Annotated in this window: 8 protein-coding genes; 5 read left to right on the plus strand and 3 right to left on the minus strand. The window is 41.2% G+C overall.

The window, feature by feature from the left end:
- Nucleotides 1-264: 264 nt before the first annotated feature.
- Together BKK47_RS00455 and BKK47_RS00460 are read right to left on the minus strand one after the other, a co-directional pair.
- Nucleotides 265-1,401, minus strand: coding sequence for an aldo/keto reductase (locus BKK47_RS00455; RefSeq protein ID WP_077492989.1), 1,137 nt, complete (start codon nt 1,399-1,401; stop codon nt 265-267).
- 167 nt (nt 1,402-1,568) lie between these two features.
- A complete protein-coding gene (locus BKK47_RS00460; protein ID WP_077492990.1) occupies nt 1,569-2,411 on the minus strand; it encodes an aldo/keto reductase in 843 nt (280 codons plus the stop codon).
- 120 nt (nt 2,412-2,531) lie between these two features.
- Between BKK47_RS00460 and BKK47_RS00465 the strand changes: the two genes are divergently transcribed.
- On the plus strand, nt 2,532-3,446 hold the full coding sequence (locus tag BKK47_RS00465; protein ID WP_077492995.1) for a LysR family transcriptional regulator: 915 nt from the start codon (nt 2,532-2,534) through the stop codon (nt 3,444-3,446).
- A 570-nt stretch (nt 3,447-4,016) separates the two neighbouring features.
- On the opposite strand, the gene BKK47_RS00470 is transcribed toward BKK47_RS00465, so the two are convergent.
- Nucleotides 4,017-4,925, minus strand: coding sequence for a LysR family transcriptional regulator (locus tag BKK47_RS00470; RefSeq protein ID WP_077492991.1), 909 nt, complete (start codon nt 4,923-4,925; stop codon nt 4,017-4,019).
- Between the two features lie 117 nt (nt 4,926-5,042).
- Here BKK47_RS00470 and BKK47_RS00475 point away from each other — a divergent pair, with 117 nt between their 5' ends.
- The 4 genes from BKK47_RS00475 to BKK47_RS00490 all read left to right on the plus strand — a co-directional run bounded on the left by BKK47_RS00475 (nt 5,043) and on the right by BKK47_RS00490 (nt 8,369).
- Complete coding sequence (locus tag BKK47_RS00475; RefSeq protein WP_077492992.1) at nt 5,043-5,990, plus strand: alpha/beta fold hydrolase; 948 nt, start codon at nt 5,043-5,045, stop codon at nt 5,988-5,990.
- Between the two features lie 10 nt (nt 5,991-6,000).
- Nucleotides 6,001-6,702, plus strand: a complete 702-nt coding sequence (locus BKK47_RS00480) for a glutathione S-transferase family protein (RefSeq protein WP_077492993.1) — start codon at nt 6,001-6,003, stop codon at nt 6,700-6,702.
- Between the two features lie 73 nt (nt 6,703-6,775).
- Nucleotides 6,776-7,690, plus strand: coding sequence for a DUF1848 domain-containing protein (locus BKK47_RS00485; RefSeq protein WP_077492994.1), 915 nt, complete (start codon nt 6,776-6,778; stop codon nt 7,688-7,690).
- A gap of 25 nt (nt 7,691-7,715) precedes the next feature.
- On the plus strand, nt 7,716-8,369 hold the full coding sequence (locus BKK47_RS00490; protein ID WP_077492996.1) for an IS1595 family transposase: 654 nt from the start codon (nt 7,716-7,718) through the stop codon (nt 8,367-8,369).
- Nucleotides 8,370-8,389: the final 20 nt, after the last annotated feature.

Below are 8,389 nucleotides of genomic sequence, written 5' to 3' on the forward strand. Positions count from 1 at the left end.
GCTAATCTACGTCAGCCCCTTTTTTAAAATTAGCTTGATGTATAAATTAGAAATATTCCTTTTCTAAAGGGAAAATATTTTCTTTTATTAGTTAACAAAGAAGCCGATATGGCTGATTTTTATTCAACTTTATGGGCAACTATAAACTAAATTATTAATCAGGCAGTAAACGACATACAGAAAAACACAGCCATTGTAAATAAGAGATTGAAAAGTAAACGAGAAAAAACGGCAGTGACACATAACACGCTGCCGTTTTTTCATTTACTTCGCCTCAGAAAAATTCAAAATTGCTTCCGGTAGCCTTAACCCTGCAATTTCAATCGCGTCTAATTCTTTGCGGAATCGGGAAAGTTCTTCAGTAGTGAATTTCACCGCATCCGCCCCTAAGTTATCCATTAAATGATACCCTTTGGTCGTGCCGGGAATGGGAACAATAAATGCTTTTTGTGCCAACAACCATGCAAGAGAAAATTGGGCGGGTGTGCAACCTTTTTGATTTGCCCAACGTTTTACCAACCGAATTAACTTCACATTTTGTTGCATATTTTCAGGGGTAAAACGGGGAATAATGCCGCGTAAATCGTTGGACGAATTGGCGTCAAAGCGGCTGTTTTCGTCCGTATAACCGGCGAGCGTTCCCATTGCGAGCGGCGACCATGGCACGAAACCAATGCCTAATTCTTCGCATACCGGGATCACATCTTTTTCACGTCCACGGAAGAATAACGAATATTCGCTTTGCACAGCAGTAAGTGGCTGAATAGCGTGCGCCTTGCGAATAGTCGCTTCACCGGCTTCCGATAAGCCCCAATTTAGCACTTTGCCTTGTTTCATTAAATCTTGAATTGTCCCTGCTACCTCTTCAATTGGCACCTTCGGATCGACACGATGTTGATAAAGTAGGTCGATGCGGTCGGTTTGTAATCGCTGTAGCATACCGTCCACTACTTGTTTAATGTGTTCCGGGCGGCTGTTTAATCCGCCTGTACGTTGCCCTGTTTTTTGATCGATATCCCAACCGAATTTGGTTGCTAATACCACTTGATCGCGAATACCTTTTAACCCTTCGCCAACTACGCGTTCACTTTCAAACGGTCCATAAGCTTCGGCAGTATCAAAAAAAGTCACACCGTGATCAAATGCTTGACGCACAATGCGTACGGCTTGTTCGCGGCTTGGCTGCGGAACACCATACATATTTTGTCCTAGACCTTGACAGCCCAAGCCTAATGAAGACACGGTTAAATTGCCTAATTGACGTTGGCTTGGTAATCCGTCTTTAGTAAAAGTTTGAGCTTTTTTGACCGCACTTTGAGTCACCGTCGTTCCGCCTAAGCCAAGCGCTAATGCGGTTAAACCGCCTGTTTTGAGTAGATTACGTTTGGATTGGTTGATCATTTTACTTTCCTATTTGAATATCAATGTGTACATGATAAGAGAAAAAGATTGTGTTGATTTGCGTGTAAAAATGGGCAGAAAAACAACCGCTCTTTTCACATTATTGTGATAAGTGCACACAAAAAATCGCAAAAACACACCTACTTTTTATCGCTTTCTTTTATATTTTACCCACGTGCTTGTGCCAACCACGCAACCATTTTGGGATCACGGTGATCGAAGATGATTTCATCACGGTTCAACGTTGCTATGTCCGCTAAATCTTGTGCATCTAATTCAAAGCTGAAAATATCGCGATTTTCAATCATACGCTCTACTTTTACCGATTTAGGAATAATCGCCACACCACGTTGATTTAACCAGCGTAACACCACTTGTGCTACGGATTTACCGTGTTTTTCAGCGATTTTCACTAAAATCGGGTTGGTGAAAATATCGAATTTCCCTTCTGCCAACGGTCCCCACGCTTGTTGTAAAATGCTCTGTTCTTTGTGGAAAGCGATTTCCACTTCCCTTTGATAGAATGGATGGGTTTCGATTTGGTTCACTGCCGGCACAATTTCGTGGCAAGTGATCAAATCCATCAATCTGTCCATATGGAAATTACTCACGCCAATCGCACGGGCTTTGCCTGCTTTGTATAAATCTTCCATTGCACGCCATTGTTCGTGAACATCACCGAATGGTTGGTGCATTAAATAGAGATCCACATAATCCAGCCCTAAACGCGCAAGAGAATCCGCCAACGCTTTTTTAGTATTTTCATAACCGTTTTCTCGTTGGATCCATAACTTAGTGGTAACAAAAATTTCTTCACGCGGAATGCCGCTAGCCTTGATTGCGCGACCAACTCCGCTTTCATTGCCGTAAATTGCCGCCGTATCTAATAAACGATAGCCCGCTTTTAACGCTTCCAACACAGCTTTTTCCGTTTCCTCATCGCTCACTTGATATACGCCAAAACCAACCATTGGCATTTCGATACCATTGTTTAATGTAAATTTTTGCATTTTGCTTTCCTTCTATGTTGAATATTTATTGACGGCAGGATTATAACACAAAGGATTGTTTTGATTAGCGGGAAAAAATGAGATAACCTTATGAATAATATTCAACAATTAAAGACCTTTATGATAGACAACATCAACGAACTCCGCACCTTTATTGTTGCCGCACAACAAGGCAGTTTTACCAAAGCGGCGGCGAAATTAGGCGTGTCCACATCAGCATTAAGCCATGCGATTCGTAAACTCGAAGAACAACTGAACATCAAGCTATTCAATCGTACCACACGTAGTATTGCAACGACGGAAGCCGGTGAGCAGTTGTTTCAAAACTTATTGCCATTATTTGAAAGTATTGAAGATAATATCAACGCATTAAGCACATTTCGCAATACGTTAAGCGGTAAATTGCGGATAAATGGCAATGATCACGCTTTTTTGTGTGTGATTTGGGATAAATTGATGGCGTTTATGACACGTTACCCTGAAGTGGAATTGGAGCTGACCAGCGATTTGAAATTTGTCGATATTGTTTCGGGTCGATTTGATGCGGGAATTCGCCTCGGGCACGGTTTACAACAAGATATGATTGCCGTGAAAATTGCCGACGATATGCAAATGGGCGTGTTTGCCACACCTCATTACCTTGCTCAACATAACGCACCAAAAGCATTAGATGATTTGAATCATCATCGCTGCATTTGCGTAAAAATTCCTTCAATGGACGGCGTAATGCAGTGGGAATTTATGCCGAAGGGCAAAAATCGTAAATACAATCCAAACCAAGTTATAAAATGGCAGCCGAAGGGACAATTACTTCTGAATAATAGTCATTTGGTGAAGCAGGCTGTTATTTCGGGGCAAGGCTTAGCATGGATCGCCAAAAATTGGATTTATGATGAAATTGAACGTGGCGAGCTGGTGGAAGTACTGGTAGATTATGCCGTGCATTATGATGGTTATTATCTTTATTATCCAAACCGCCGCCAAGACTCTCCCTTGTTTAAAGCATTGGTGGATTGTTTGAAAATGGATAAATAGACAATAAAAGTACGGTGCTTGCTTTGAATATGAAGCATTGATAAACAGATGAAACCCGAGCAAAGTGCGGTCGTTAAATGAGAGATTTTTAGCAATGATGAACGATTTTCTCATCGAACCCATTGCCTGCACGCCTGTATCCGGTTGGGAAAAAGGGCAAGTTGAACGGTAAGGTTCAAACCTTACGTAAGCGTCTTTATCTGTTATTCGCTACTCAAACAGCTTTGGGGAAAATAAAGCGATGGCAAAGTTACTGAATTTAATTGCCGGCTTTAGATAAGAGGTTGGCGCAACCGCCACAGAATTGATTTGAGAGCAAGTGCTGTCCACAGTGGAAACTGTTCTTAATAGTCTTTAAATGGTTGCAGAAAAGTGAAACTATTACAAGTTCTATCTCACAGGTAAAGACATCAATGTGAAGAATGATTTAGATTTAGAGTTTTAGTTAGCATAAAAAACGGAAGTAATCAGCTTCCGTTTTTTGTTTTGAGCATTCCTTTCCATTTGAATGCGCAGTTTTTTTGGGGGATTTAAGATGCTCGCAAAATTTTCACAAAATCCCACCGCTTGCTACCACTTCAACATCTTCGCTTTTTCCTGCAAAAACTCAATCAACACTTGCACTCTTTTGGCATTTTGGCTTTTAGGCGGGTAATACAAGTACAACGGTTGAAACGTCTGCCAGTGCGGTTTGAGAATCGGTAATAGATCCATTTTACTTTCCAGCCTCTCGTATTGCGGTTCAAAAATTCGTCCTACGCCAAACCCCTGACGAATTGCGTCAATCATCATTTCGCTATCGTTGATAATCAGCGACATTGGCATTTCAATAAGTTGCGGTTGACCGTTTACCATCAGCGTCAATGGGTGAAAACGGTTGGCGGTAATAAAACGATAGCCAATAAGCTGATGTTGGGCAAGTTCTGCAATCGTTCTTGGTGTGCCATGCTGCTGGGCGTATTGCGGCGAGATAAATAAACCTTCGCGGATGTCGCCCGTTAGCTTACGCGCCACCATGCCATCTTCCAAACTGTTACCAAAGCGAATGCCAAGATCGAACCGTTCTTCAATCAGATTCACCGTAGCATTATTGATAGAGATATCCAGCAAAATATGCGGATAATGCCGGCGAAATTCCGCATAAATTGGCTGAATAATCAATGAAAATGCCACTTGTGATACCGTAATCCGCACCGTACCGGTGGGCGTTTGAGCGAGCTTTTTGGCTTTTTCAAACGCCGCAGCAAGGTTTTCCACTGCTTCGCCAGTTTGCGCCAGTAGCTGAATACCTGTTTCGGTAAGCTGGATTTTGCGTGTGCTACGTTGAAATAACGGTACACCTAATCTTTTTTCTAATTGTTGTAATGATTTACTGACCGCAGGCACCGAGATCCCTAGCGTTCTCGCACAAGCGGAAATTGAACCTTCTTTGGCGATGTTTTGGAAAATGAGAAGTTGTCCGTATTCGGTACTGTTCATTCTATTCTTAACCTTTGGTTAATTGTTTTGTAACTAATTATAGTCTATTCAATTAAAAATCGAAAAGTATAATAACGATCAAATTTGATTCAGCAATCAAACAAAAGGAAGAGAAAAATGACTATTTCAGCACTTGATTTTTTTAAACGTGATGTCACTTTACCCAACAAACTTGACGGCTTACCGCACAAACTTTCTGATGTGGAAGGATTACAAATCGGTTCGTTTAAAACTAACGATGGCGTGTCGCTCAATTACTGGAAAGCCGGTTCGGGCAAACCGTTGGTTTTTGTGCCGGGATGGTCATCAAATGGCGCGGAATACATCAATTTAATTCATTTATTGAAAGACAAATACACGGTTTATGTACTTGACCAACACAATCATGGTTTGTCAGACAAAACCAAATTAGGCAACCGCATTAGCCGTTATTCAATGGACTTACACGAATTTTTAAACGCAGAAAATATTGAAAAAGCCCATCTTTGCGGTTGGTCAATGGGCTGTTCGGTGATTTGGGGGTATGTGGATTTATTCGGCTCAAACCGTGTGGAGAAATTCGTATTTATTGACGAAGCGGTTTCTATTTACTGCCACAGTGATTGGACAGAAGAACAACGTGTAAATACCGGTGCATTTGTCCGCTCAGTGGAATCGCATATTAGTGTATTTTCAGGTGCTTTCGCTGGTGGCAAACCCATAAATCGTATGGTGGTAAATACCGATATTTTTGATTTTTATAACACGATTAATGCCCCAGCTTATGAAAACTCGTTGTCATTGAGCGAACAAGTTGCCCAGCAAGATATTAATGCGTTAATTCAAATTCAATTTGACCATGCGTGTAATGATTGGAGTGATGTGATTTTGCACAAAATTGACAAACCGACTTTGGTTGTGTCAGGCGAACACAGCAACTGGGTGGAAAGCCAACGTTGGATTGCCAACACGGTGCCACAGGGTAAAGCATTAATTTACGGCAAACACGAACATGGCGACCATTTCTTACATTTAAAATTACCACAAAAATTCGCTAGTGAATTAACAGTATTTTTAGAAAAATAAGGAGCAAAAAATGTTAAAACTTTTCACATTACCCGGTGCGGGTACTATCCGCAGTTCATCACCTTTTGCTTGGAAAATCGAAGCTTTATTGCGTTTAGCGAAGGTTGAATTTGAAAAAGAATACGTAGCGGATTTCAGTCAAATGCCGAAAGGCAAAGTGCCGGTATTGCAAGATGGCGAAGAACTCATCGCCGACAGCCATTTTATTTCGGAACATTTACAAGAAAAATATGGCGTGAATTTAGACCACACTTTAAGTGCAGAGCAAAAGGCTATCGGGCATGCTTTTTCACGTATGGCGGAAGAACATCTTTATTGGTCAGGCGTGTACAACCGTTTTATTGATCCGATTGGCAAACCGTTCATTATGCAGGCTATGTTTGACGGTATGCCGTCTGAACAAGCCGAAGAAATTTTTGCTGCACTTCAACGTAAAGTAATGAGCCAAATGCAAGGGCATGGCATTGGTTTGCATAATTTGGAAGAAGTTTATCGGTTAGCTTCTGCAGATTTGGACGCAATCAGTGATTATTTTGGCGAGAAAAATTATCTTTTTGGAGATGAAATCAGCTCTGCCGATATTGCGATTGTACCGGTGGTTGCTGGTTTAATCCAAACCCCGATTGACACCCAAATTGCACAATATGCACGTAGTAAAGCGAATTTAGTCGCTTATGTTGAACGTTTTGATAAGGCTGTGTTTGGGGAATAGTCAATTAAAGTGCGGTCGTATTTTGGCAAATTTTTGCAGAAAAATGACCGCTTACATTTATTAAGGAAAAACGATGATTATCAATACCGGCGGTCGCACAGATACGGTGCATTATTATTCGGATTGGTTGCTCAAACGCTTTGAGGAAGGTTATGTACTGGTGCGTAATCCATTGTTTCCCAATAAAGTTTCACACTATGAACTGACGCCTGACAAGGTGGATTGCGTGGTGTTTTGTTCGAAGAATTATCGCCCGATTTTAAAGGGTCTTCACAACATCACCGATCGTTTCAACACTTATTTTCATTACACCATTACGGCGTATGAAAAAGACATTGAACCGACCGCACCAAAAATTGAAAAAAGTATTGAAACCCTGCAACAACTTTCTGCTCAAGTAGGCAAACAACGAATTGCATGGCGATACGATCCGGTATTGCTCACTGAAAAATACACGGTGGAATATCATTTGGCGACCTTTGAGAAAATGGCAAAGGCGATAACGCCTTATGTGGATCGGTGCATTTTCAGCTTTGTGGAAATGTACAAAAAATTAGATGCCAATATGCCTGAAATTATTTTGCTGCGTGAAAAAGATAAACAACGTTTGGCGAAAGGCTTCGGTGAAACGGTACGGCGTTATGGGCTATATTTGCAAACCTGTGCGACAGAGGGCGATTTTTCCATTTATGGGATTCACGCGTCAGGTTGTATGACGCTTGATATGCTTGGTAGAGCGAATGATGTGGCGTTCAAAACGCTTAAACATAGCGGTTCACGCCAACATTGTGGCTGTATTGAAACGCGCGATATTGGTGCCTACGATAGTTGTCCGACAGGGTGTAAGTATTGTTACGCTAACAAAAGCCCGACCAAAGCCCGTGAAATGCATAAATTGCACGATCCAAATTGGCCCTTGTTGATCGGACATTTAAATACAACAGATGTAGTCACGCACAGCAATCAAAAAAGTTTGGGGCTGACGTAGATTAGCTAGTATGTTAATCTATAAAATGAAGATAACTCATTGTAAATTAAAGAAATCTATACAGAAAAAGCTCCTTGAGTTTTTTGTATTAGAAGTAACGGCTCGTTCAGCAGCAGATTTACTCGGTATTCAGCCTAATTCAGCAATCCTGTTTTACCTCAAAATCCGTGAGGTCATCAGCTATCATTTAGCCCTTGAAGTGGATGAAGTATTTGACGGACAAATTGAGTTGGATGAAAGCTATTTTGGTGGACATCGTAAAGGAAAACGAGGTCGTGGAGCGGCAGGAAAAGTGGCTGTTTTTGGGATATTGAAACGTCAAGGTAAAGTGTTTACTGTGGTCGTCAATGATACGAAGACAACAACGCTAATGCCTGTTATAGCAAGGAAAATCAAGCCTGACAGCTGGGTTTATACCGATACTTATCGTAGTTATGATGCCCTTGATGTAAGCGAATTTCACCACGAACGGATTAACCATTCAGAGTTGTTTGCGGTGAAACAAAACCATATCAATGGAATTGAAAATTTCCGGAGTCAAGCTAAGCGGATACTTCGAAAATATAATGGAATAGACCGAAAAAGTTTTCCTTTATTCTTGAAGGAATGTGAATTTCGGTTTAACTTTGGTACACCAAAAGAGCAGTTAAAAACATTGCGAAAATGGTGTGAAATTTAGGGCTAATCTACGTCAGCCCC

This window comes from Rodentibacter mrazii (assembly GCF_001998825.1).
GTDB lineage: Bacteria > Pseudomonadota > Gammaproteobacteria > Enterobacterales > Pasteurellaceae > Rodentibacter > Rodentibacter mrazii.